Source organism: Clostridium sp. CS001 (assembly GCF_020443565.1).
In the GTDB taxonomy this organism is placed as follows: Bacteria; Bacillota; Clostridia; order Clostridiales; family Clostridiaceae; genus Clostridium_AD.
On the sequence record NZ_JAIZZN010000012.1, the window covers coordinates 1 to 22,773 of the forward strand.

25 protein-coding genes are annotated in these 22,773 nt (G+C 32.1%); 6 read left to right on the forward strand and 19 right to left on the reverse strand.

Annotation, left to right across the window (positions count from 1 at the left end; translation table 11 throughout):
- The 13 genes from LGK97_RS09750 to LGK97_RS09810 all read right to left on the reverse strand — a co-directional run.
- Window positions 1-274 (reverse strand): transposase (locus LGK97_RS09750; RefSeq protein ID WP_226259577.1); only part of this gene is annotated, 274 nt, incomplete at its 3' end.
- Window positions 275-389: 115 nt separating this feature from the next.
- Window positions 390-650 (reverse strand): type II toxin-antitoxin system RelE family toxin, encoded by a 261-nt coding sequence (locus LGK97_RS09755; RefSeq protein WP_226259578.1) that lies wholly within the window; start codon window positions 648-650, stop codon window positions 390-392.
- Complete coding sequence (locus tag LGK97_RS09760) at window positions 643-867, reverse strand: hypothetical protein (protein ID WP_226259579.1); 225 nt, start codon at window positions 865-867, stop codon at window positions 643-645. The genes LGK97_RS09755 and LGK97_RS09760 overlap by 8 nt, the downstream gene beginning before the upstream one ends.
- A 162-nt stretch (window positions 868-1,029) precedes the next feature.
- Entirely contained in the window at window positions 1,030-2,061 is a 1,032-nt protein-coding gene (locus LGK97_RS09765; RefSeq protein ID WP_226259580.1) for a D-alanine--D-alanine ligase, read from the reverse strand.
- A gap of 501 nt (window positions 2,062-2,562) precedes the next feature.
- The gene (locus LGK97_RS09770) at window positions 2,563-3,066 is read right to left on the reverse strand and encodes a Gx transporter family protein (RefSeq protein ID WP_226259581.1); all 504 of its coding nucleotides are present in this window, start codon (window positions 3,064-3,066) and stop codon (window positions 2,563-2,565) included.
- 33 nt (window positions 3,067-3,099) lie between these two features.
- A complete protein-coding gene (locus tag LGK97_RS09775) occupies window positions 3,100-3,477 on the reverse strand; it encodes a NusG domain II-containing protein (RefSeq protein WP_226259582.1) in 378 nt (125 codons plus the stop codon).
- Window positions 3,478-3,667: 190 nt separating this feature from the next.
- Window positions 3,668-4,081, reverse strand: a complete 414-nt coding sequence (locus tag LGK97_RS09780; RefSeq protein ID WP_226259583.1) for a hypothetical protein — start codon at window positions 4,079-4,081, stop codon at window positions 3,668-3,670.
- A 184-nt stretch (window positions 4,082-4,265) separates the two neighbouring features.
- Window positions 4,266-5,846 (reverse strand): sodium-dependent transporter, encoded by a 1,581-nt coding sequence (locus LGK97_RS09785; RefSeq protein WP_226259584.1) that lies wholly within the window; start codon window positions 5,844-5,846, stop codon window positions 4,266-4,268.
- Between the two features lie 394 nt (window positions 5,847-6,240).
- Window positions 6,241-7,956 carry a peptide ABC transporter substrate-binding protein gene (locus tag LGK97_RS09790; protein WP_226259585.1) on the reverse strand — a complete coding sequence of 572 codons (1,716 nt, stop codon included), beginning with the start codon at window positions 7,954-7,956 and terminating at the stop codon, window positions 6,241-6,243.
- A gap of 68 nt (window positions 7,957-8,024) precedes the next feature.
- The gene (locus LGK97_RS09795; protein WP_226259586.1) at window positions 8,025-9,002 is read right to left on the reverse strand and encodes an ABC transporter ATP-binding protein; all 978 of its coding nucleotides are present in this window, start codon (window positions 9,000-9,002) and stop codon (window positions 8,025-8,027) included.
- Between the two features lie 2 nt (window positions 9,003-9,004).
- Window positions 9,005-10,012: an ABC transporter ATP-binding protein gene (locus LGK97_RS09800; protein ID WP_226259587.1), complete on the reverse strand. Its 1,008-nt coding sequence runs from the start codon at window positions 10,010-10,012 to the stop codon at window positions 9,005-9,007.
- 18 nt (window positions 10,013-10,030) lie between these two features.
- Window positions 10,031-10,969 carry an ABC transporter permease gene (locus LGK97_RS09805; RefSeq protein ID WP_226259588.1) on the reverse strand — a complete coding sequence of 313 codons (939 nt, stop codon included), beginning with the start codon at window positions 10,967-10,969 and terminating at the stop codon, window positions 10,031-10,033.
- A 12-nt stretch (window positions 10,970-10,981) separates the two neighbouring features.
- Complete coding sequence (locus LGK97_RS09810; protein WP_226259589.1) at window positions 10,982-11,902, reverse strand: ABC transporter permease; 921 nt, start codon at window positions 11,900-11,902, stop codon at window positions 10,982-10,984.
- Between the two features lie 253 nt (window positions 11,903-12,155).
- Here LGK97_RS09810 and LGK97_RS09815 point away from each other — a divergent pair, with 253 nt between their 5' ends.
- The 6 genes from LGK97_RS09815 to LGK97_RS09840 all read left to right on the forward strand — a co-directional run bounded on the left by LGK97_RS09815 (window position 12,156) and on the right by LGK97_RS09840 (window position 18,505).
- Window positions 12,156-13,643 carry a DUF1343 domain-containing protein gene (locus LGK97_RS09815; protein ID WP_226259590.1) on the forward strand — a complete coding sequence of 496 codons (1,488 nt, stop codon included), beginning with the start codon at window positions 12,156-12,158 and terminating at the stop codon, window positions 13,641-13,643.
- 467 nt (window positions 13,644-14,110) lie between these two features.
- Window positions 14,111-14,341 (forward strand): metal-sensing transcriptional repressor, encoded by a 231-nt coding sequence (locus LGK97_RS09820; RefSeq protein ID WP_226259664.1) that lies wholly within the window; start codon window positions 14,111-14,113, stop codon window positions 14,339-14,341.
- 18 nt (window positions 14,342-14,359) lie between these two features.
- A complete protein-coding gene (locus tag LGK97_RS09825; RefSeq protein WP_226259665.1) occupies window positions 14,360-15,310 on the forward strand; it encodes a DMT family transporter in 951 nt (316 codons plus the stop codon).
- A 601-nt stretch (window positions 15,311-15,911) separates the two neighbouring features.
- Window positions 15,912-16,493, forward strand: a complete 582-nt coding sequence (locus tag LGK97_RS09830) for a 5-formyltetrahydrofolate cyclo-ligase (RefSeq protein WP_226259591.1) — start codon at window positions 15,912-15,914, stop codon at window positions 16,491-16,493.
- Between the two features lie 63 nt (window positions 16,494-16,556).
- The gene (locus LGK97_RS09835) at window positions 16,557-17,285 is read left to right on the forward strand and encodes an HAD-IB family hydrolase (protein WP_226259592.1); all 729 of its coding nucleotides are present in this window, start codon (window positions 16,557-16,559) and stop codon (window positions 17,283-17,285) included.
- 131 nt (window positions 17,286-17,416) lie between these two features.
- Entirely contained in the window at window positions 17,417-18,505 is a 1,089-nt protein-coding gene (locus tag LGK97_RS09840) for a diguanylate cyclase (RefSeq protein WP_226259593.1), read from the forward strand.
- Window positions 18,506-18,596: 91 nt separating this feature from the next.
- Here the strand turns inward: LGK97_RS09840 and LGK97_RS09845 are convergent, their stop codons facing one another.
- The 6 genes from LGK97_RS09845 to LGK97_RS09870 form a co-directional block, all read right to left on the reverse strand.
- Window positions 18,597-18,902, reverse strand: coding sequence for a hypothetical protein (locus LGK97_RS09845; RefSeq protein ID WP_226259594.1), 306 nt, complete (start codon window positions 18,900-18,902; stop codon window positions 18,597-18,599).
- A 79-nt stretch (window positions 18,903-18,981) separates the two neighbouring features.
- Entirely contained in the window at window positions 18,982-19,914 is a 933-nt protein-coding gene (locus LGK97_RS09850) for a CobW family GTP-binding protein (protein ID WP_226259595.1), read from the reverse strand.
- Between the two features lie 57 nt (window positions 19,915-19,971).
- Window positions 19,972-20,214 (reverse strand): thioredoxin family protein, encoded by a 243-nt coding sequence (locus LGK97_RS09855; protein ID WP_226259596.1) that lies wholly within the window; start codon window positions 20,212-20,214, stop codon window positions 19,972-19,974.
- Window positions 20,215-20,353: 139 nt separating this feature from the next.
- Window positions 20,354-20,815, reverse strand: coding sequence for a 6,7-dimethyl-8-ribityllumazine synthase (ribE, locus tag LGK97_RS09860; RefSeq protein ID WP_226259597.1), 462 nt, complete (start codon window positions 20,813-20,815; stop codon window positions 20,354-20,356).
- Between the two features lie 56 nt (window positions 20,816-20,871).
- The gene (locus tag LGK97_RS09865) at window positions 20,872-22,071 is read right to left on the reverse strand and encodes a bifunctional 3,4-dihydroxy-2-butanone-4-phosphate synthase/GTP cyclohydrolase II (RefSeq protein ID WP_226259598.1); all 1,200 of its coding nucleotides are present in this window, start codon (window positions 22,069-22,071) and stop codon (window positions 20,872-20,874) included.
- 48 nt (window positions 22,072-22,119) lie between these two features.
- Entirely contained in the window at window positions 22,120-22,770 is a 651-nt protein-coding gene (locus LGK97_RS09870; RefSeq protein ID WP_226259599.1) for a riboflavin synthase, read from the reverse strand.
- Window positions 22,771-22,773: the final 3 nt, after the last annotated feature.

Here is a 22,773-nt window from a genome sequence, read left to right on the forward strand (position 1 = left end):
TACAAGCCTGCTCAATTTTTCTGCTTGAGTAAATATCATTCATATATGCATAAACTAATACCTTAAAAAGAATCTGGGGTGGGAGTGCTGAATTTCTACCTTTTGTAGAGTAAGCCTTTATTAAAATTGTATAATCTAATTCCTCCATTACTTGGCTTAGCAGTCTCACTGAATCATTTTCCGGTATTAATATCCCAGTATCAATAGGTAAAACCAGTTGATAAAAGTTAGAATTACTGTTATAATTTTTGTGTGTAATTTTGTTATTTGTCATATATAAATTATACAACAAAAGCGAATTCTTAGGAATTCGCTTTTGCATTTAAAAGATAAAAAAGGGCTATCTCAATCTAGAAATTACTTTCTATTTTGAGACAGCCCCATCTTTTTTATTTATATATATCGCCTCTATTACCAATGGTAACAACAAAAACAGTGACTTCTGTTTCTTCAACTTTATATATAACACGAATTGAACCTACCCTATATCTATATAACCCAGATAATTCTCCTTGTAATCTTTTAATGCTTGAATTATGATATGGTGTGTTTTTTAATACTTCAAAACACTGATTCAAATGCTTCTTTGTTGATACATCTGATCTTTTATAGTATTTTTCTGCATCCTTTGTTAACTTAATTTTATACATTTTCTATTACATCTTCTAAGTCTACTAAATCATCATTTCTGATTTCTTTCAAGCCTTTTCTTATAGATTCCATTATACTACTATCATTTAAAATTTCATTGGTAGCTTCTAACTCTTCCTTACTCTTTAAAAATTCAAGAAAATCTATAACTTCAGCTACTCTTTTTTCGGATATTGCATCAATAATCTCATGTGCTTTTTCTCTTAAAGGCATCATAATTATACACCATCCTTATAATAATTTGATACTTATATTATATAAAAGATTTGGAATTTTATCTATAGTTATTCCCAATATCATATAATATATACAATTGTTCAAGCACCGGTAAACTTTATGGCACATAACATATTGATATACTACATGTATATCAATATGTTATTCATTTACAATTATATTACACAATTCTGTATATGAGACACCTTTAGCCAACGCTTCTTGTGGAATTAGACTTGTAGGGGTCATACCTGGAAGAGTGTTAGCTTCAAGGCATACAAACTCTCCGCTCACATCTAAAATAAAATCCATTCTGGAGTACGTTCCAAGTCTTAAAATCTCAGATATTCTTAATGCTAAATTTTGGACTCTACTTGTATCATATTCTGAAAGATTTGCAGGACATATATCCTTAGTCAAGTCTGCTTGATATTTATTCTTGTAATCATAAAACCCTTCTTTTGGTATTATTTCTATAACAGGTAGTGCTTTCCCTTGTAACATCCCTACAGAAAACTCTCTACCTACTATCATTTTTTCAATAAGTATACTTGATTCAATTTTATTAGCCATAGTAATTGCCTTCTCGAGTTCCTTAATATTATAGACAATAGATACCCCTATACTTGATCCAGCACTACAGGGTTTCACTACACACGGTAACCCAATTTTTTCAACTATATATCCTGTTGACATTGAATTTTCATTGTAAATCAACCATTGGGCTGTAGGAACACTTTCCTTTTGTAATAATTTCTTCGTTAAATCCTTATCCATTGCAAGGAGACTTCCGATATATCCAGTTCCAGTATATTTAATTCCCAGCACATCAAAAATTGCCTGAATTTGACCATTTTCACCCATTGCACCATGTAGTGCTATAAAAACAATGTCAGCAAATTGACAAAGTGCTAGTACATTTTTCCCTATAAGAGAATTCCCATTGTTACTTTTTCTCTTTATTTCATTTAGATCAGGTGCTGTGTCTTTAACCTTGTAATAATATGGTTTACCCGTTATATTGTCTTCAAATAAACTATCATATTCACTTTCATCTACTTGTAACCCTTCATATACATCCAATAATAATACACGATGATCAGCCACTCTAAGAGCATTAGCAATTTGACTTCCAGAAGATAATGAAACGTCCCTTTCTGGACTTAATCCACCTGCAAGAACCACAATTTTCATAACATTCACCCCTATAAATAGAATTCTCTCCTACTTCTAATACACAATATTCAACAACTTAGTAAAAAATCACAACTAGATTATATCATCCTATACAATAGCTATAATACCATTACTTAAATTCTTTAATTTTATTTGATAAAGTTAATACTTGAATCATTTTTATTGAATAGAATCGGCCTCGTACTTTTCAACGCATAATAATAGGATAGAAAATTTCCCCGCAGTGACTTGCAATAAGAAACGACGAAACTATTGAAATTTGATTTAGAAATTCTTGTTTTGCGATTGTAAAATTCTCATAAGCTTGCCAGGATGCATAACAATTAATAATTGTTATGTACCCCAGAGACCTACCCAGAGGTAGCTAGCGAACCCGAGCCAGGACGGCGAGTGTGAGCGTTAGAGAATTTTACATAAGCAAAACATTGGAATTTCTTAATCAAATTTCCAGTTTCAAGTTCTTTTGCAAGGCACGTAGGGGAAATTTCCTATCCTTTCTCATTTTAGTATCAGTATTTTTCCTAATCTACCTTTTAAAACACTTGCCAATATTCCAATAAAATACCCTGTAACAATAGCAGAGACTAATAATACCGGTAAATATATATATATCCTAAGGTCCTGAACTATGAAGGATGCTACCAGTAGTTGTCCTATATTATGAAAAACAGCCCCGCATACGCTAATTGTAGGTATGCCTATAGAATTCTTAAAGCACTTGTAAAGTAATACCATCACTAAATTACTAAGTACTCCACCAGCAATACTAAACATAAATGCTGATAAACTTCCACCAAACATAGATCCCAGTAAAGTTCTTAAAACCATTATTAAAAATGCCTCTTTCCATCCTAATAAGATCAATGCAACCAAGGAGATAGAATTAGCAAGTCCTAACTTTATACCTGGAAATAACACTGGTATCTGAGCTTCAATTAAATAAATTACTAAGGCTATGGCAACCAAAATACTAAGCAATACCATCCTTTTAGTTTTGTTCATATTATCACCTACATCTTATAAATTTTAGAATGCTCAATTATCAACTTCACTGTTTGATTGTCCTTGTAAGCTAATTATAAGTTTGTAAGGTAAACATACAATCATCTGACCTGGCTCTGAAATGCTTCCACTTTTAACACATTCTTGATGTGGGCAATCAGCATCTATTATACTAATCTTATTGTGTTCCACCAGTATGGTATTGAAATGGCCATTAGGTATACTTAGCTTAAACTCTTCTTCCTTAATTACCTTATTTAAATCAATAGTTTTAATTACCTTACCTTCACGTTTAATAACTGCAATATTCTCTGATCCTCTTGCTACAGTTTTGTATATTGAAACTGCACCAAAGCTTATTAGTACAATAATTAAAAGTGCTATTCCTACTATTTTATCGCCTTTTTTCATAAGAAAACTCCTTGCTTTTAGATTAAATTTATATTTAATACCATCTATGTAGGTTTTAAATATATTATACCACATATTTAATTTTAGTAAATCTGTTCTTACAGGCGATTCCCTTGTTTAACTATACTTAATATAAAAACGCTGAAACAAAGTCTCAGCGTTTTTGCTCATTATGAAAACTATAATTAGTTTATGTGAAAATTTCTTTATTCCTGCGTAATTTTATAAACAATAATACAGCCAAAGTAATCATTACAATACTTAACAAGAAAAATCCTATTGTCATTATTTGCATTGTTAAAACTGATATACCATATTGTGTACTCATTTGGGCAATTTGATTATTCATATCACTAAAAACAACTATACTGTAGCGTATCCACATAACTGAAATAGCAAAGGCTAATGGTATTATAGCCATTCCAATTAAATACCCACTTTTTCGTCTTGCCTTAATCCCTATAAGGCCCATATATATTGGGATAATAAATAATAAAGGCAAAATAAATCCAGTAAATTGAGAAGATAGCATTAAAAATAATGCACCTAAAATCGTAAAATATAAAGTAATTTTTTTTATAGCTATAGATTCGTCAATATTCATACGTCATCACTCTTCCTTATTGATGTTTTAATACCGCCCTTAAACTTAGCACGGCTAAAGTTACTATACCGCCCCACATTACCAACATAAAACCTAGTGCTTGACCGCTCATATCTTTACCTCCTTCTATTTAACTGTATTAGATAACAATTATTAATCGCTACCTAATACAGCAATGAAATTATTACTTTCTTACAAGAACCTTATTCTGCACAATTTCCTCACCATAAATAGCTTTTATACTCTTGTAAGTTCCAATAAATCCTATTATGAATACTGTAACTAAAACCAATCTTGCTCCATTTACCCAAGGAATTAACTCAGGTGTTTTTGCTACGAAGCTAGGTATAAGTTTGAAATATCCTTCTTCAAGATATGATTTAGTAGATCCAATTAATATAATTATTATTGTTAGAGGTGTTACAAATCTAATCATAACACTAAACATCCATTTTGGCGCTTTCCAATAAGATCCACGGTTTATCTCATCCAATGCATTATCTTTCATGAGCCAACCAGCTACGATTATTTCTATAAGACCCATTATAACTAATAAATAACTTCCAACCCAGTTATCAAGCTCTGTGAAATAAGCAAGTTCAGCTGTTTTTGTAAGTATTGGCTCCAAAGCAACTGGTAGTCCAACTATAATGTATCCTACGAAAACTAGTAAAGCTGCCTTCTTCTTCATCATTCCCATGCCTTCTTCTAATATTGTCACTAAGTAATTATACATCGCAATAGCTGATGTGAATCCAGCAAAGAATAATAGTAGAAACCATAATGTTCCAAGTAATCTACCGCCATCCATAGTCCTAAAAATGTTAGGTAATGATATAAATGATAGTCCAACTCCTGCACTTAAGCCTTCTACTCCCATGAATGCATAAGTAATTGGTATTGCAATACTTCCACCTAATATAACTTCTGCAAATTCATTTAATGAAACCGTTGTCATTGCTGAAGCTACAATATCATCATCTTTCTTTAAATACGAGGCATAGTTTTGAATTATTCCCATACCTAATGATAGAGTAAAGAAAATTTGTCCTGCTGCAGCAAGTGCTCCTTTAAAAGTAAAATCTCCCCATCTTGGTGTCCAGAGGTAATCTAAACCTTTTATAGCTGACCAATCAGGATTAACTGGTGCTCCTATAGTTAATGTTTTATAAATTAATATGAATCCAAATATATATAGTGTAGGCATCATTAGTTTTGCCCAAGATTCTATACCCTTTTCAATTCCTCTTGTAACAGCTAGTCCTAAAACTGCCAAACTGATTATCCAGAAAGTAAACACATAAGCAGGGTTTTGCACATAATTCACAAAGAACTGTCCCGTACTTATAGCTTTATCTGCATATCCACCAGTAGCTGATAACACTGCATAGCCTAAGGTCCACCCTATTAAATGATTATAATACGAGTTTACCAGTAATGTAACTCCAATAACAAGCATTCCACATATAGAACCTAATATAATTGCTTTTCTAGGTTTAATTTTATCCCTTGATTGAATATAAATCATAAATCCTACAGTTCCATGTCCATACCTTCCACCTAGTCTTCCCATCATCCATTCTACAAACATTAACGGAATTCCTATTAGAATAAGGGCTCCTACATAAGGAATCATGAATGCTCCGCCACCATTTTTTGCTGCCTGGTATGGGAACCTCCAAAAGTTACCAAGACCAACTGAATTTCCTGCCATCGCTAAAATAAGTCCAATTTTCGATCCCCAGTTCTCTCTTTTCTCAGCCATTATTAATCCTCCCCCTACTTTTTTTGTCATGATATATTAACTTTTTATAAATATTTATTATATTATCAAACTTTTCAGAAAATTGCAAGTATTGTTAATTATTATTCAACTTTTTTTTATTTTACTAATTAAAATTATATAAATAACCATATTATTTAAAAAAATCACACCATAATCTTCATAAGGTTTTTTATAAATATAAGTATATTCAAAGGTTCTAGCTTAAAAAATTTTAAATATATATTTTTATGAAAAAATTAAGTCCTTAGCCATAGAATACTAAAAAGAATTATATTAAAATTATCCTGTTAATTCTTTAACAACTAATTTTCACTAGTCATATATACCAAAATATGTACAGAAATTAAGTTCTGTACATACTTTGGGGTAATATTTATTTTTCTGTTACATAAGCCTTATTAAAATAAACCTGACCAAGTGGTGATATTCTAACATCTTTTATTGTAGGTTTTTGACATACTACTGTTGTATAATAATATATAGGTATTATTGGCATATCTTCCATAAGAATGTCTTCTGCCTCATGTAATAATGCCATTCTCTTAGCTGGATCTATTTCTTTTTTAGCACCGGCAATTTTTTCATCATATTTAGCATTACTATAAGCTGCATCATTATTACCACCATTTGTTACAAATAAATCTAAGAAAGTCATAGGATCTATATAATCTCCTGACCAGCCATGTCTAGCAATTAAATATTGCTTGTCATTTCTAGTTTTTTGGAAAACCTTCCACTCTTGATTTCTTAAATCTACTTGAATTCCTAAATTAGTTCTCCACATATCTTGAACTGCCGCTGCAATATTTTGATGTCCTTGACTTGTATTGTACATTATTGTCATATTAGGGAATCCTACTCCATCAGCAAATCCTGCTTCTGCTAAAAGTTTCTTAGCCTCTTCTACATTAGCTTCTGGGGTGTAATATTGTTTATTTGTAAAATCAGCACCCTTATCGTCTGGAATTCCAGTTGGAACGAAGCTTGTAGCTGGTATTTGACCACCTAATGCTACCTTTTCAACTATTACTTTTCTATCAATTGCTAAGGATAAAGCTTTTCTTACTCTTGGATCTTTTAATGCCTTACCTGCTGCAGCATCAATTTTATCAGCTTCAGGCGAAAGATTTAAGCAGAAGTAGTAAGTAGATAAACTAGGGTATATCTTAGCTGTGCCATCAGCCACAAGTTTTGGTATTTCCTGTTGAGGAGGTCCTTGTATTAAGTCTAGTTGTCCGGATTTAAATCCAGCTAAAGATGCATTTTGATCATCTAACATCTTATAATTAATCTTATCTAGTTTTATATTTGCAGCATCCCAATACTTTGTATTCTTTTCAAATACAATAACATCCTTTGCCTTCCACTCAGTCATCTTAAATGCGCCATTACTAATATAAGTTTCAGGTTTTAATGTCCATTTTTCATTACCTTCTACAATGTCTTTCCTAACTGGTGCATAAGTTGGAAACGCCATTAAGGATAAGAAATATAATGTAGGGTATTCTAAGTTTACTTCTAATGTATTATCATCTATTGCCTTTACTCCCACGTCACCCGCTGTAGCCTTTTTTATTCCTTTGCTAACATTAGCGTCTGGAAGTTTGCTTTCGTTATATCCTTGGCCATTTTTCAAATAATATAGTTGATATGCATATTCAGCTGCTGTATCAGGGTTTAATGCTCTTTTCCAAGCATATTCAAAATCTCCTGCTTTAACGCTCTGTCCATCTGACCACACTGCTTCTTTTCTTAAATGGAAAGTATACTTTAATCCATCTGGTGAAATTTCATATTTTTCTGCCACACCTGGTATTGGCATATCTTTTTCATCAACCCTCATTAGTCCTTCAAAAGCATTTGCAATTACTGTTGATCCATCTACTGCTGCGTTTAGTGCAGGATCAATGGTTTTTGGATCTGCTCCAAGGTTAAATGTTATAACTTGAGGTACTTTCTTGTCTTCTACTTTTGGCTTAGTATCATCAGTAGGTTTAACTGCCTTATCAGCGCATCCCATAAACATAGTTGCGGAAAGAGCTATGGTAAGAAGTATTCCTGAAATCTTTTTGGTTTTATTTGTTAACATTCCTAGTCCCCCTCATATATATATTTATCGGGTGAATAACACCCAATATTACTAATTTAAAATTGCTTTCAATATAAATGACAAGCTACATAGTGTTCTCGTCCTAAATCCTTTAGAATTGGCTCTTCTTTTGAACATATTTCCTTGACATACATACAACGCCCCTTAAATCTACAGCCAGCTGGCGGATCAATTGGTGTGGGTATTTCTCCTTCTAGCACTATTCTAGTTTTTTTCGCAGATTCATCTGGATCTGGTATAGGTATAGCTGACAATAGTGCCTTGGTGTATGGATGTAATGGATAAGTATACAGCTCGTTACTATCAGTAATTTCCACCATTTTGCCTAAATACATAACTCCAACTCTTTTAGCAATATGCTTAACCATTGATAAATCATGTGCAATAAACAAATAAGTTAGCCCCATCTCATTCTGCGGGTCCTCTAGCATATTAACTACCTGTGCCTGTATTGATACGTCTAGTGCTGATATTGGTTCATCGCATATAATGAACTCCGGTTGAACTGCTAGTGCCCTTGCAATGCCTATTCGCTGTCTTTGGCCCCCAGAAAATTCGTGAGGATATCTGCTTGCATGTTCGCTACTAAGTCCAACCATCTTAAGTAAACTTTGTACCTTATCCTCTCTATCCTTTCCTTTCAGTAGTTTGTGTATATCAATAGATTCACCTACTATATCAGAAACAGTCATTCTAGAATCTAAAGAAGCATAGGGATCCTGGAAAATCATCTGCATTTTTTTTCTATAACTACCCATCTTTGAGACACTTAACTTAGCAATATCCACACCATCATATATAATTTCACCTTTTGTTGCTTCATATAACCTAATAATTGTCCTTCCTAAGGTAGTTTTACCACAACCTGATTCACCTACAAGTCCCAGTGTCTCACCTTTTTTTATTGTAAAGGATACATCGTCCACAGCTTTTACAAAACTTTTTTTTCTACTAAAAATAGCCTTGTTCACCGGAAAAAACTTCGTAAGATTTTTAATCTCTATAAAATCATTTTGAAGCTCCATTATTACCCCTCCCTTCTTAAGTTTATTTTAACTTGAGGCGCTTGTGGATGATTAAGCCAACATGCCGCTTTATGGTTTTCACCAACTTCAAATAAAGGTGGTCTATTTACATTGCAAATCCTCATGGCATATTCACATCTTGCCGCAAAAGGACAACCCTTAGGCGGTTTCAAAAGATCTGGTGGTTGCCCATTAATAGGCCTTAACCTTTCTTTAACTAAATTTTTAGGATTAGGGATACTTTGAAGAAGCCCCCATGTATATGGATGTTTTGGATTATAAAATACATCCCTAGTGGTACCCGTTTCTGCAATTAAACCACCGTACATAACATTTATCCTATTGCAAACATCTGCTACCACCCCTAAATCATGAGTAATTAGAATTATAGAGGTATTTAGTTTATCTTTAAGGTCTTTCATAAGCTCTAGTATTTGTGCTTGTATTGTAACATCTAAAGCTGTAGTTGGCTCATCTGCAATGAGTAGCTTTGGACTACAACATAATGCCATAGCTATCATTACTCTTTGCCTCATTCCACCTGAAAACTCGTGTGGATATTGCTTCATTCTTTTCTCCGGACTTGGTATGCCAACTATTGATAGCATGTCTACTGACTTCTTATAAGCCTCTGATTTGCTTAATCTTTTATGCTTTATAAGTATTTCTTTCATTTGATTTCCTACGCTATATACAGGATTAAGGGAAGTCATAGGATCTTGAAATACCATGCCTATTTCGTTACCCCGTACCCTTTCCATTTCCTTCTCAGGCAATTTTACTAAATCCCTTCCTTCAAATAGTATTTCTCCTTGTATTATCTTTCCCGTATCAACCAGCAGCCTCATAAGTGACATCATAGTTACGCTTTTACCACTACCAGATTCCCCAACAATTCCAATTGCTTCTCCCTTATCTAGATAAAAAGATACTCCTCCTACGGCTTTTACCTCTCCTACATGTGTAAAAAAGGAGGTACTTAAATTATTTACTTCAAGTAATTTTTCCATATTAATTTTTCCTCCTTACTATTTTCGCATTTTTGGGTCTAAAGAATCTCTTAATCCATCCCCTAGCAAATTAAAGGCTAATATAGTAAGGCAGATTGCAAGCGCCGGAAAAAATAATTGGTAAGGATATAGCATATATCCTTCTAATGCCTCCGATGCAAGAGTACCCCAAGATGCCTTAGGTGCAGATATTCCAAGACCAATAAAACTTAAAAATGCTTCTGTGAAAATCGCACTTGGAATAGATAATGTCATAGTAACAATAATTGCTCCCATGCTATTAGGTATTAGATGTCTTAATAAAATCCTAGGATGAGATGCTCCAGAGACTTTAGCTGCAAGTATAAACTCTTGTTCCTTAAGTGTGATAATTTGTGACCGAACTATCCTTGCCATAGTAACCCAAAAGCCTATAACTAGAGCTATAATAATACTTTTTATTCCTCCATCGCTTTGATTCCCATTACGACCACTTAAAAATGCCATTATAAGTATTACGTAAATCATCATTGGTATAGAATAAATAATATCAACAATCCTCATCATTACATTATCAATTGCTCCCCCAACGTATCCCGATATGCCACCGTAGGCAACTCCAATAATTAAATTCAATATACTTGCAACATATGCTATAGTAAGAGAAATTCTTGCACCGTACAGAATTCTCACAAAAACATCTCTACCAAACTTATCAGTTCCAAACCAGTGATCGAAGCTTGGCCCCATATTTGTAATATCAAAGTTTTGAGAATAATAATTGTACTTAGAAAAAATTGGCCCGAATATTGCTGCCAAAGTAATAAATATAACAAAGATTAATCCACCAATTGCTAACTTATTTTGCCTTAACCTTCTCCATGCATCCTGCCAATAAGTTTCACTAGACCTAACAATTTCATTCAATACTTTTTCTTCTTCTGGTATCTTCTCAAATAATTCTGGATTAAATTCCATTATAAATCCCCCTTACTCCTGGATTTTTATTCTTGGATCTATCACTGCATATAGAATATCTACTAGTAAATTGCACAAAATTAGAAATGTGCTATAAAATGCAACAACACCTAGCAACGTAGTATAATCTCTATTTCCTATACTTGTTACAAACTCCCGTCCAAGGCCTGGTATACCAAACAGCCCTTCTATTACAAAGCTTCCAGTAAGAACTCCAGCAATAAGCGGTCCAACATAGGTAACTATTGGTATTAAAGAATTTCTAAGAGCATGCTTATATATAACTACTCTCCTTCCCATCCCTTTTGCCTTAGCTACTGTAATATAGTCCTGCCTTATAACATCTAAAAGACTTGACCTAGAAAGCCTTGCTATAAATGCTAAAGAACTCCCTCCCAGTGCCAGTGCAGGCAGAATATAGTCCTTTATACTGCTAAGACCAATAGCATTAAACCACCCTAATTTCAGTGCGAAAAAGTATATAAATAGTGTTGCAATTACAAAACCTGGAATAGTTATTCCAAGGGTAGCTACCACCATGCATATGCTATCTTGCCACTTTCCTTGGTGTAGCGCTGCTGTAATTCCCATGTATACTCCAATTATTAAAGAGAATATTATAGAAGCAATCCCTATCCTTGCTGATGCTGGAAAAAAGTCCGTTATAATCTCATTAACAGTTCTTCCTTCATATCTCATTGAAGGTCCTAAATCTAGCTTACAAAGGTTTTTTAAATAAATTACGTATTGCTCAAATACTGGTTTGTTCATACCAAACTTTTGCTCTAGATTAGCCTTTATTTGAGGCGGCATTTTCTTTTCACCATCAAAAGGCCCCCCCGGCATTAATCTCATCAAGAAAAAAGTTATTGTAACAACCACCCAGAGAGTAATTACTGTTGATGCAAGTCTCTTTAAAATATACTTTGACATATATACCCCCACCCTCCATATCCTATATTCTTAAGTTGCAGATTAATCTATATTTAATAAAGTATGTAATAGTTGCGTACTTTATAACTAATGTTTTTAGAAACAATTATGTTTAGTGATTATTTGAAGGCAACTCCTTTTTATATACTAAATTATAAAAGTATAATATAATTAGTCTACATTAACGTTCAACATACTGTTATTAGTCGTCAACTACCATCTATAAGTAGCTAAAAACAAGGAGGTTTTTATATTGAAACGTAGTTTTAAACTACTTACACTTATACTATTTGCATGTATTTTTATAGTTTCTAACACTACAGCTTTCTCATCAGAAGAATATACTTTTTTATCTGCGAAACAAAATAAGGATCCAAACAAGACATGGACTATAAAGTTTAGTACATCCCTTGACAAGAAAACTATCATCAATGAAAACATTTGGATTTCCGACTCAAAAGGCAATAAATTAGATACCTCCTTAGATTTATGCTCAGATTTAAAATCAGTAAAGGTTTCTCTACTTAAAAATAGTTATAATTTAAATGAAAACTATCTTTTAAATATAGAAAATGGTGTACAAGCATTAAATGGTAGTAAATTAGCATCAGCTGTAGCAATGCCATTTAGCATACCTAGTTTTAAACTTGGGGATGAATTATTGTTTACAAAACATAAAGAATTGATTGATGGTAAAAAAATTGGTCTCATTACTAATCAGACTGGAGTAAACAGCTCTGGCGAGAGTATAATAACACAATTAGCTAACTATAAAGATGCAAGCTTAGTAGCCTTATATGGGCCTGAACATGGCATTGATGGAAAAGCTAAAGCTGGTGACTATGTAAAGTCTTATATTCACCCAATTTTGAATATCCCAGTTTACAGCCTTTACGGAGATACACGAAAGCCCACTAAAGAGATGCTCTCAAATATAGATGTACTTATTTTTGATATCCAAGATATTGGTTCCCGTTCTTATACATATATGTCAACTTTAAATTACTCTATGGTAGCTGCTGCTGAATATAATATACCAATTATTATTTTAGATAGACCTAATCCCTTAGGTGGAGAAATTGTTGATGGCCCTGTGCTTGAAGATAAATATATAACTTTTGTTGGAGTAGATAATATCCCCACATGTCACGGAATGACAGCTGGGGAACTGGCTAATTTCTTCAATCGTAAAATTGGCGCCAATATTACCGTTGTGCCTATGGAGGGCTACGGCCGAGATATGATTTTTCAAGATACAAATTTGAAATGGACTCAAAGTTCCCCCTACATACCAGATATTGATTCAGTTTTCGGTTATGCCGCAACTGGACTTGGAGAAGGTACAACTATCCATCAAGATAATTCCTTTAAATGGGTAGGTGGAATTGGTATTAACTCAGATAAGTATGCCAAACTACTAAATGATGCTAATTTGCCGGGAATAAAGTTTATTCCTGAAAGTAAAGGCACTTCTGGTGGTGTAAAACTTAAAATAACCGATTATCACAAGTTTAACCCAGCTAAAACAGGAATATATACTCTTGCATATGGTAAATTATTAAATAATTTCAAGGTACCTAAAAGCGTTTCAGAAATTGTAATGTTTGATAAAATTATGGGTACAGATAAAATTGGAATGTATTTAGAAATGGGATATACTCCGCAGCAAATAGAAAAGACCTATCAAGCAGACTTAGAAACATTTAAAAAAGAAAGGGAAAAGTATTTGATTTATAAATAAAACAGCTTGAAGATCTTTTCTTGTATTATGCTTTAACTAAAAGTATAGGTTGCTGGAATGCTTTCACTTCGCCGAGTAATTCTAAACTAATTTTATTGAAAGATACTAAAAATTACAAACTCGCTATCCCCTTAGTATTCCTCATGGGCACACAACAATTATCAATTGTTGTGCGCTCAGACATGTAATTTTCTTAACGTCTCTTTCCCTAAAATTAGTTAAGAATTGCTATGGCTTGTTCAAATGCATTCTAAGCAACCTATACTTTTGTTAGCATAATACAAGAAAAAATAATGATGTTTCAAGAAATAATCTCATGTTCCGGAGGGGGGTGGTGTATATAACACAAACGATTTAATGTTATTATATAGTCTTTACCTTTAAACCTTATGATTTACAAAGTTTATAAGATTTTTCCTAATTGAGTGCCTGCTAAATTTGAAGTATTTAAGCTAAAACAATAGGGTATAAATAGTAATAGGCTATCTAGAGCCATAGGTCACTTACAATCTGTAAAAAAGATGGTAGAAGATAATAGAGATTGCAGTGAAGTTCTTATTCAAATTGCAGCAGTTAATAATATCGGCAAAATTATTTTACAAGACCATATTAATACCTGTGTTGTAAATGCATTAGAAACAGGTGATAAAACGGTACTAGAAGTTTTGAATAGTGCTATTGATAAATTTATAAAATAATATTTGAGGTGATTTAAAATAGAAATCAAACAATATAAGGCAACTTTTTTTGCTATATTAGCAGCAGCATTATATGGTATTAGTTCACCCATATCTAAACTACTATTAAAAGAAATTCCCCCTATGCTAATGGCATCATTTCTCTATCTAGGGGCAGGAAGCGGAATATCCATTATTCAATTTATTAAGCATACGAAATATAGGGAGAAAACTGAAGCGAGACTTACTAAACATGAACTTCCATATATAATTGGAATGGTTTTGTTAGATATTGTGGCACCTATATTTCTAATGTATGGACTTACCATTACAACTGCTGCTAATGCGTCACTACTTAATAATTTTGAAATTGTTGCAACCTCTTTAATTGCTTTATTAATCTTTAAAGAATCCATTAGTAAAAGACTGTGGGGTGCTATTTCTTTAATTACTGTATCAAGTATTATTTTATCTGTAGAAGATTTAAGTAGTTTTTCCTTTTCTTTTGGTTCAATTTTTGTATTGATTGCCTGTATATGTTGGGGACTTGAAAATAACTGTACAAGAAAATTATCTTTAAAAGACCCATTAGAGATTGTTGTAATTAAAGGATTTGGTTCTGGAATTGGTTCTTTACTAATTGCACTTACATTAGGTGAACAAACATATAATGTACCTTATATAATAGCAGCCCTCCTACTTGGATTCTTTGCTTATGGATTAGGTATATCATTTTATATCTATGCTCAAAGAGATTTAGGCGCAGCAAAAACAAGTGCCTATTATGCTATAGCACCATTTATCGGGGTGGGGTTATCACTGATAATTTTCAGAGAAATACCAACATTCTCATTTGTTATCGCTTTGGTCATTATGCTTATAGGTACGTATTTTGCCTCAACAGAAAAGCATAATCATATTCATACTCACGAGGAATATACTCATACACATAAACACACACAAGATATTCATCATATTCATGCTCATTAAATTATAATTAATTTTGCTTAAGCCAATAAATTTCATCTATTTAGAAGTAAAAAGTTATAAGAGTAATGCACAATAATCTTATTAAGCGTCTCAACTATTAAAACCGAATAAACCCCTTAAAATACTGTTAAACTTAAGGATACCTTTTCTAAATAAGTTTCATACATTATATGTGAAAATACTAATACTTTTTTAAATTAAATATTTTTCTTAGATTATGCTAACAAAAGTATAGGTTGCGAAAAATGCATTTGAACAAGCCTTAGAAATTCTTAATTTATTTTATTTGTAGATGCGTAAAGAAAAATGCATGTCTGAGCGACAGCGAGTTTGCATTTTTTAGCAGCTGCAAATAAAATAAATTTTAGAATTTCTTGGCGATGTGAAAGCATTCCAGCAACCTATACTTTTAGTTAAAGCATAATCTAAGAAAAAGCGATTACTACACTATGTAATCTTCCTTACCCTCTAGAAATTGCATATATGAAAAACATATGTTATACTAATTTAAATTTTATAGTAATTATATCGTTATTTCTTCAACATTATTTTAATCCGTAATACTATAATTATAGTGTAATAATTTCTTGGGGGGCTACTTATGGAGAATAATCTTAAGTCTAATTTAAGAAAAGAAATGCTAGATAAAAGGAAGATCATGAAAACACAAGATGTAAGTTCCTTTAGCAATAAAATTATAAGTTCAATTATGGAACTACCTGAATTTATAAGCAGCAAAAATATTATGTTATACCTAAGTTTTAACAAGGAAGTTAATACATACCCTCTTGCTAGGTGGTGTTTTGATAATGGCAAAAATGTAATTGTGCCTTATTGTATACAATCTAAGAGGGAGATAGTGCCTTATAAAATAACTAACCTAATTGATGATCTTTCAAAATCTAATTTTGGTGTTATGGAGCCAAAACATGACATTCTTGAGAGAGTAAACATGGAAGATATCGATTTAATTATAGTTCCCGGTGTAGTATTTGATGAAAATTGCAATAGAATTGGTTTTGGAGCCGGTTACTATGATAGATTTTTACCTAAAAGGTTAAAAAGTACTCTTGCAATTGGTATTGCTTATGACTATCAAGTAATTGATAAAGTTCCTACTGGTGAATATGACGTACCTTTAGATTTTATAATCACGCAGGAAAGAATAATATTCCCCAAATAACTTACTATTAGAATTTTGGGTGGTTAAGCATGTTAAAATATACTAATATTGGAGGTGGAGCCTTTGGAAAAAAGAATAGCTGCTTTTTTTGATATTGATGGTACTCTGTACAGAGAGGGATTAATAACTGAAGTATTTAAAAAGCTAATCAAAAGCGAACTAATAGAAAATGATAGATGGTACAAAGAGGTAAAACCATACTATATTAAATGGGATAAACGAATAGGAAATTATGATAATTATCTGCTTAAAATGGCTGACATTTATTCTGAAGCCATAATTGGGCTTCATAGGTCTCAAATTGAGTTTATTGCAAAACAAATTATAAAACAAAAAGGTGACAGAGTTTACACCTTTACTCGAGATAGAATTAAGTGGCATAAGCAGCAAGGTCACATTATTATTACCGTATCCGGTAGCCCTATTGAACTCGTTCGTGAAATGTCTATAAAATATGGTTTTGATGATTATATAGGAACAAAGTATATATTTAATGAAAATAACATTTATACTGGTGATGTTATTCCAATGTGGGATAGTGTTAGTAAACAAACTGCCATAGAAACCTTCGTTTGCAAATATAATATTGATTTGGATAAAAGTTATGCTTATGGGGATACTTCCGGTGATTATACTATGTTAAGTTTAATTAGTAATCCAACAGTAATAAACCCTACAAAAGAACTTCTATTAAAAATCCTAAGTGATGATAACTTAAAGGAAAAAATTAATATAATAATAGAAAGAAAAGATGTGGTTTATAATCTTAGACCAGAACATATTAAAATATAAATTTCCCCTTTATTCTCATATTTTTTCTATAATACCCTTTATTTTGATAGAAACTACTATATAATAATATCATATAGTAGTTTTTTAATTGGAATTATTATAAACCATTTTATTTTGAAAGGAGTTACATCATGTTAAGGGATTTATTTGTTAACGCTGCAATACTAATTTCATTTATTTTTATCAGTAGTCAAATATTTAAAAAGACCTTTCTCGACTTGTCACTGTCCTATAAACACAAACTTTTATTTGGATTAACACAAGGAGTACTTGGTATTCTTTTAATGTTATTTACAGTTTACGTTGCCCCTAAAGCCATTATGGATTTTCGTCATATTGCAATATTGTTAGCAGCCTTTTACGGTGGCGGATTATCCGCAATTATTGCTGGCCTTGTAATTGCAGTATTTAGAATAAGTTACTTTGGTGTAAGTACTCCTGCTATAATAGCTTCGATTAACATGTTTAATATTGCCATTGCTTGTGCCTTTTTAGCAAAATCAAAATTAAATGGTTTTAAAAAATTTATCTATATGAACTTAATAAGCTCTGCAATTATTACTGTGACATTTTCATTAAATATTAAAGATTCAACAACACTTAATCATACACTTTTTTATTTTTGGTTAGCCTCTGCTTTTATTGGAATTCTAACATACTATATATCTAGTTACATTAATTCCTCAATTAAATTACTTGACAGATTAGAGCATGAGTCTACTATAGATTTTCTTACTGGTTTAAATAATGTTAGACAATTTGATAACTCATTAAACCAGTCTTTTCAAAATGTTATAAATAAAAATGAACGTTTGTCTATTTTGATTATTGATATTGACTTCTTTAAAAAAGTTAATGACACTTATGGTCATTTAGCCGGTGATTCTGTATTGCAACAATTGGGCGTTGTACTATCTACCTCTTGTAGAAGTTTTGATATTGTTTCTAGAATTGGTGGAGAAGAGTTCTCTGTCATCTTACCTGATTGTCCAAGCTCCCAGGCACTAGAAGTCGCAGAGCGCTTGAGGTTAGCTGTAGAAACCTATACATTTACTATATTAGATGGAGTTAAAATTAATATCACTATTTCTATTGGCAGCGCAACTTACCCCGATAATGTAAATGATTTGGAAGATGTTATTAAGCAGGCTGACACAGCATTATATACTGCTAAACGCTCTGGTAGAAATAAAGTATGTCACCCTAATATTCTTGATTAAAATTATAAAAGCAGAATGAAGGCTTTAATATCTTCATTCTGCTTATTTTTATTATATGAAATTATATTTTTAGGTTATCTTAAATATTTCATCATTTTTTATTGCCAAATCTTTTTTTTGAAATTACTGAGTAGAAAATCCACACAATAAACAAACTTACAATAGATATATTTATTATTATATCCTTAAATATGGGTATCCCTTGTGCAAGGAAAGTCCCAATTAGAATTATTCCCCCCATTGAAATTAAAACAAGCTTATTTATTTTAATATAATCCTGTTTATTTTCGCCTTTAAAATTTTTGCCTTGTTTCTTCTCAAAATTCAAGCCAGAAACAACAGCCGATGCACCCATCATAACAAATATAATAGTAAACACACTGTCTCCTAGTCCCATTTACTTACTCCTTATAATTCTAGATTTTAACAACATTTTGGAAGCTTCAAATCTTCCATCTTCTATAAGCGGCAGTTGCCTATCTTAGTTTCATTTCTTGTCCTACAATTGCATTCCAATTTTCTATAATTGGTTTTATTATATTAGGCCCTATCTTTGATATAAAAACTAATTGAGACTCCACTTCTTCAAAAGGAGATACCTTATAATCAATTTTTCTATTAACCACATCTACTTGATTCCATCCATCTTCTAATTTAAAAAATCCTTTTATCCTATAAGTATCTTCTGAAACACTATTTAGGAATTCACTTAGCTTTTCTTTAGCTACTTGTCCATGAAAAGTTAAATTTAAGCTTTTAGGTTTGCTTTCTGGGGTATTGGTGCTTTCTTCATCTTCCGCCCATTTATTTTTCATTAAATCTTGCTCTAAAAAATCATAGCTTAATTCTCCGAAACTACATTCCTCAATGGTAACCTTATCATTAATTTGTCTAATTCTATTTTTAATATCAGAAATCACTTTTTCACTAACTAAATCTATTTTACTAATTACAACCAAATGACAATGTTTAAGCTGCCTTTCTACTGTTTCTAAATCCTCTATTTGATCTAAAAAATGAAGCGCATCAACAAGACATATCGCTCCTTTATAATCATAAACACTACCTACTACTGATTCAACACCTCTTAATACATCTCCAATGTTAGATGGATCTGCAAGGCCAGAGCTCTCTACAAATAAATATTTAAGCGATTGTTTTGACATTTCAATCATAGCTTGGGCAAAAGATAATTTTAGACAAGAGCAAAATATAGAACCCTTGTTTATTTCAATTAATTCCATACCATCTTTTTTAATAATTTGTCCATCAATACCTATTTTCCCAAACTCATTCATTATAACTCCAACTTTTTCTTTGGATAAATTGTTAAGGATATTTGTTAGCAAAGTAGTTTTGCCTGCGCCTAAAAAGCCTGTTAGCAAATATAAACTTGTTTTACTTTCCAATTGCGTACCTCTTTTCAATTAATTATTTTTGCAGCTTCTATCTTAAAATTTAATTATTCATCCTAATTCTTGATTAATATATTTTTTAATTTCATTCACTGAAAAAATCTTACCAAGGGCTTTTACTTTTCCATTAATAACTATGGCTGGAGTTGACATAACTCCATATTTCATCATTTGAACTATATCTTCAACCTTTTCAATACTTGCTTCTACCTCTAACTCTTCTAGAGCTATTTTAGTATTTTCTAAAACCTTAGTACATTTGTCACAGCCTTCACCTAAAATCTTAATTTCCATAGCTACCTCCATTGTTTTTAATATTTACTTATAGAAAAAACTTCATATAACTATATAACTACATAAGCAAATTATAAAATACTTATATACTAAGGTCAACAAAAAAAGAAGTATCTCTACTTCTTTTTCTAATAAACTACTAAATTTCTTTTAATAAATTAGCCATTTCTATTGCGGTTACTGCAGCATCATAACCTTTATTCCCTGCTTTTGTTCCTGCTCTTTCAATAGCTTGCTCAATACTATCAGTGGTAAGTACTCCAAAAATAACTGGAACTTCTGTTTCTAATGATACAGATGCAATACCTTTAGTAACCTCACCAGACACATAATCAAAATGAGGTGTAGCTCCCCTTATAACTGCTCCTAAACATATTACTCCGTCATACTTACCTGACTTTGCCATCTTCTTTGCAATTAGAGGCATCTCAAATGCACCTGGAACCCATGCAAGTTCAATATTTTCTTCTTCTACACCATGACGTTTTAAGCCATCTATTGCTCCTGATAATAATTTTCCACCTATAAACTCATTAAATCTACCTACTATAATTCCAAACTTTAAACCTTCTGCTATTAATTTACCTTCATATGTCTTCATTATTTTTTCCTCCTATTAATTTAAAATATTTTTGACTTCTAATTAACCTACATTTATTAGAATTTAAGTAAATGTCCCATTTTCTCTTTTTTAGTTTCAAGATAAAACTTATTTTTTTCGTTATGATTCATCTCTATAGCCACCCTTTCAACTATATCAATGCCATAACCCGAAATGCCTGATATTTTTTTAGGATTATTAGTCATAAGTCTTACTTTTTTAGCACCTAATAACTCTAGTATCTGAGCTCCTATGCCATAATCTCTCATGTCTTCTGGAAAGCCTAATGCTATATTTGCTTCTACGGTATCCATTCCTTCATCTTGAAGGTTGTAAGCCTTTAACTTGTTAATTAATCCAATTCCACGACCTTCTTGCCTCATATAAAGCAAAATCCCACAATCTTCTTTTGCTATTGCTTTCATGGCTGCATCATATTGCTGTCCACAATCACATCTACTTGACCCAAGCGCATCTCCAGTTAGACACTCAGAATGTACCCTAACAAGTACAGGTTTGTCTTTACTTATTTCACCCTTAACTAAGGCTACATGATGTTCTCCATTAATCTTATTAACAAATCCGTATATTGTAAACTCACCATATCTTGTTGGCATTTGGGCTTTCGTAACCATTTCTACAAGAGATTCATTTTGTCTTCTATAGGATATCAAATCTGCTATAGTGATTATTTTTAAATCATGCTTTTTAACATATTCCATTAGTTCTGGCACCCTAGCCATTGAGCCATCTTCACTCATAATTTCACAAATTACACCTGCTGGAAATAACCCGGCAAGTCTCGCTAAATCAACTGCTGCTTCGGTATGTCCGGCTCTTTTTAATACTCCACCTTCCTTTGCTGTTAATGGAAATACATGCCCTGGTCTACTAAAATCAAGTGGCGCAGAATCTTTGTCTAGTACTTTTAATATAGTAGATGCTCTTTCTCCAGCAGATATCCCTGTAGTACATGTTACTGCATCAATAGAAACTGTAAAGGCTGTTTCTTTTGCATCTGTGTTATGTTCTACCATTTGGTTTATACTTAATTTATCTAATCTTTCTTTAATAATAGGCATGCAGATAAGTCCGCGACCATGTTTCGCCATAAAGTTTATATTTTCTGTAGTAGCCATTTCCGCTGCTATAAGTAAGTCTCCTTCATTTTCCCTATCTTCATCATCTACAACCACAATAACTTTCCCATTTTTAATATCTTCTATTGCTTCTTCAATGGTATTAAATTTATACATTTCACGCACCCCTTATCTTTAAATTAGTATATTATGTTGTCTAAATCCTTATGCAAATCCATTTTCCTTAAGAAAATCCATCCCCATAGGCTTCTTCTCTTCTACACTTTCATCATACTTCAATAGCTTTTCAACATACTTTGCCATCATGTCACTTTCAAGATTAACCTTATCTCCAATTTTCTTAATTACTAGAGTAGTTTCATCCTTAGTATGGGGTATTATTGATACTTTAAAAATGTTATCATCCACATATGCTACAGTTAAACTGATGCCATCAATGGTTATTGAGCCTTTATGTACAATGTACCTTAAAATATTCTTTGTAGTTTCAACAGACACCCAAGTAGCATTTTCTTCCCTTTCCAGATCAACAATGGTTCCAATTCCATCAATATGTCCACTTACTATATGCCCACCTAACCTATCACTAAGTCTTAAAGCACGCTCTAAATTCACCTTAGAACCTGGTTTTAACTTTCCTAAATTACTGCTCCTCACTGTCTCTGCCATTACATCCACACTAAAAGTATTGCTAGTGAATTCTGTTACTGTAAGGCACACTCCGTTAGTACAAATACTATCACCAAGCTTTATATCTTTAAGGACCCTTTGTGATTTTATAGTAATCCTTGCAGACTTCGCAGCCTTTTCTATGGACTTTATCTCCCCAATTTCCTCAATTAAGCCTGTAAACATCTA

Coding starts and splice junctions, on each gene's coding strand:
- LGK97_RS09870 (WP_226259599.1), bottom strand. CDS start 22,770: ATGTTTACAGGCTTAATTGAGGAAATTGGGGAGATAAAGTCCATAGAA.
- LGK97_RS09755 (WP_226259578.1), bottom strand. CDS start 650: ATGTATAAAATTAAGTTAACAAAGGATGCAGAAAAATACTATAAAAGA.
- LGK97_RS09865 (WP_226259598.1), bottom strand. CDS start 22,071: ATGTATAAATTTAATACCATTGAAGAAGCAATAGAAGATATTAAAAAT.
- LGK97_RS09785 (WP_226259584.1), bottom strand. CDS start 5,846: ATGGCTGAGAAAAGAGAGAACTGGGGATCGAAAATTGGACTTATTTTA.
- LGK97_RS09765 (WP_226259580.1), bottom strand. CDS start 2,061: ATGAAAATTGTGGTTCTTGCAGGTGGATTAAGTCCAGAAAGGGACGTT.
- LGK97_RS09770 (WP_226259581.1), bottom strand. CDS start 3,066: ATGAACAAAACTAAAAGGATGGTATTGCTTAGTATTTTGGTTGCCATA.
- LGK97_RS09775 (WP_226259582.1), bottom strand. CDS start 3,477: ATGAAAAAAGGCGATAAAATAGTAGGAATAGCACTTTTAATTATTGTA.
- LGK97_RS09780 (WP_226259583.1), bottom strand. CDS start 4,081: ATGAATATTGACGAATCTATAGCTATAAAAAAAATTACTTTATATTTT.
- LGK97_RS09805 (WP_226259588.1), bottom strand. CDS start 10,969: ATGGAATTTAATCCAGAATTATTTGAGAAGATACCAGAAGAAGAAAAA.
- LGK97_RS09840 (WP_226259593.1), top strand. CDS start 17,417: ATGTTAAGGGATTTATTTGTTAACGCTGCAATACTAATTTCATTTATT.
- LGK97_RS09760 (WP_226259579.1), bottom strand. CDS start 867: ATGATGCCTTTAAGAGAAAAAGCACATGAGATTATTGATGCAATATCC.
- ribE (WP_226259597.1), bottom strand. CDS start 20,815: ATGAAGACATATGAAGGTAAATTAATAGCAGAAGGTTTAAAGTTTGGA.
- LGK97_RS09790 (WP_226259585.1), bottom strand. CDS start 7,956: ATGTTAACAAATAAAACCAAAAAGATTTCAGGAATACTTCTTACCATA.
- LGK97_RS09855 (WP_226259596.1), bottom strand. CDS start 20,214: ATGGAAATTAAGATTTTAGGTGAAGGCTGTGACAAATGTACTAAGGTT.
- LGK97_RS09800 (WP_226259587.1), bottom strand. CDS start 10,012: ATGGAAAAATTACTTGAAGTAAATAATTTAAGTACCTCCTTTTTTACA.
- LGK97_RS09845 (WP_226259594.1), bottom strand. CDS start 18,902: ATGGGACTAGGAGACAGTGTGTTTACTATTATATTTGTTATGATGGGT.
- LGK97_RS09810 (WP_226259589.1), bottom strand. CDS start 11,902: ATGTCAAAGTATATTTTAAAGAGACTTGCATCAACAGTAATTACTCTC.
- LGK97_RS09795 (WP_226259586.1), bottom strand. CDS start 9,002: ATGGAGCTTCAAAATGATTTTATAGAGATTAAAAATCTTACGAAGTTT.
- LGK97_RS09830 (WP_226259591.1), top strand. CDS start 15,912: ATGGAGAATAATCTTAAGTCTAATTTAAGAAAAGAAATGCTAGATAAA.